Annotated in this window: 2 protein-coding genes and 1 pseudogene; 1 reads left to right on the forward strand and 2 read right to left on the reverse strand. The window is 64.4% G+C overall.

Annotation, left to right across the window (positions count from 1 at the left end; genetic code table 11):
- Nucleotides 1-12 precede the first annotated feature (12 nt).
- Both AC2VOK_RS18790 and AC2VOK_RS18795 read right to left on the reverse strand, forming a co-directional pair.
- Complete coding sequence (locus AC2VOK_RS18790; RefSeq protein WP_343708388.1) at nucleotides 13-345, reverse strand: cupin domain-containing protein; 333 nt, start codon at nucleotides 343-345, stop codon at nucleotides 13-15.
- A 154-nt stretch (nucleotides 346-499) separates the two neighbouring features.
- A pseudogene (locus AC2VOK_RS18795) lies at nucleotides 500-607 on the reverse strand (type II toxin-antitoxin system VapC family toxin); the annotation flags it as partial.
- 524 nt (nucleotides 608-1,131) lie between these two features.
- Between AC2VOK_RS18795 and AC2VOK_RS18800 the strand changes: the two are divergent.
- A complete protein-coding gene (locus tag AC2VOK_RS18800; protein ID WP_343708389.1) occupies nucleotides 1,132-1,380 on the forward strand; it encodes a hypothetical protein in 249 nt (82 codons plus the stop codon).
- The last annotated feature ends 217 nt before the right edge of the window (nucleotides 1,381-1,597 follow it).

A 1,597-nucleotide genomic window follows, 5' to 3' on the forward strand; every position in this document is an offset into this window, starting at 1 on the left:
GATCAGTGTGGACTAATGGCCTTTTGCGACGGTCAACAACACGACGGAGTCTTCGACGGCCTCCAGGCCATGCCGGCTCGGCGGGATCACCAGCTGATCGCCCGGGGCTCCGTCCCAGCTGGTTTCGGAGGTCGTCAGCCTGATGCGCCCCTGCAGCACCTGCAAGGTGGCCTCGCCGGGGTTGTCGTGCTCTGAAAGCGCCGCACCGGCCTTCAACGCGATCAGGGTTTGCCGCAGGCTGTGTTGGTGACCGCCGTACACCGTGTGCGCACTGCGGCCACTGGCGGCCCGGTGCGCGGCAGCCAACTGCTCACGCGCCAGGGCGGTGAGCGAGATCTTGTCCATCGTGGCTGGCTCCTTCCTGATCACAAAGTCTATGCCGCAGAGTGGAAATCCAGAGGCGGAGCCACGGGAACCCACATCGGCAACCTGAAGCAATTTCAACTTCCAAAACCGTATCACCAAGGTATTCTGTGCGGATTCGAGCGTTACATGCGGGTCAGCGGTCTGACGTTACTGGATCCCAGACGCGCGAAAGCCCGAAGCCGTTGAAAGCATCGATATTTCGAGTAGCGAACTCGTCGACACCCTGGCGGCGCAGTGCCACGTGGCCACGTGGCACTGCCGGGTCGGAACTCGACTGCGAGCTGGTTGTGGCGTCGGATCGGCCGGCTACCGGCATGCACCACATCGGCCTTGACGGCGATGAGGCGGCGACGCGACGCCTTGCGGACGGACTCCAACGTGACGGCATCACGGCAGGCACTCGCCGACGGCGTCCAGTTGCGGACCCTGACGGCCGACCGTGATCGAAGATGCGGGGGCACTAGGAAGAAACGCGAACCTTGCTCACCTCTGCAAGAAGTGGACCGATCTGCGCAAACGGGTCAACGAATCACCCGCTCGTCCACCCTCATCCCCCGATGATGGCCTGAAGCCGCGCTCCACACGGTTCCTGGCCGCCAAAGACATCACCGACATAGTGCGCCGTCACGAGGCTGGCGAGACCACCCAGCAGATCAGCGGGTGTTACGGCATCTCCAAGACTGGTGTCGCCACAATCCTCCGCGAGCGGGGTGTGACTATCCGTCGGCAGAGTCTGATGCTGTATGCCGCTGGCCGCTCGCTCGCATGGCTCGGCGCTCGCTTCGACGTATCGCACACAACCGTCGCAACGACGCTTCGCCGGACGCCGATGCCAGTCGGTTGCGCCGCATCGGCGACGCCGTACGCGCTGTTGCCAGCAGTCAGGTGGAGTTGGCCGATGCCCTGGCCGAGGCCCGAGAGCACGGACACACATGGACTCAGATCGCAGCCATGCTCGGCACCAGCCGCCAAGCCGCTCAGGAACGCTACGGCGAGCCCGCCGAGCGTCGGTGAAGTCAGATCAATCCTCCCCCGGCCCGCCCGGGCCGTCGCTGCCAAGACCGGCAGAGGCCGTTGTCTGAAAATCCGGAGACCCGGCGTCGATCACATCCCGTCTCAGAGGGTTGCCTGGCTACTGCGGCCGCTCCTCATGGGGAGCCCACGCAAAAGGACAGACCGGCATCTACGCGCTCAGCGGGAAGCGCCATCGCAGAACGAAGTTCAGGGTGGT

Source organism: Mycobacterium sp. TH-M116, assembly GCF_057473685.1.

Coding starts and splice junctions, on each gene's coding strand:
- AC2VOK_RS18800 (WP_343708389.1), top strand. CDS start 1,132: ATGGCTCGGCGCTCGCTTCGACGTATCGCACACAACCGTCGCAACGAC.
- AC2VOK_RS18790 (WP_343708388.1), bottom strand. CDS start 345: ATGGACAAGATCTCGCTCACCGCCCTGGCGCGTGAGCAGTTGGCTGCC.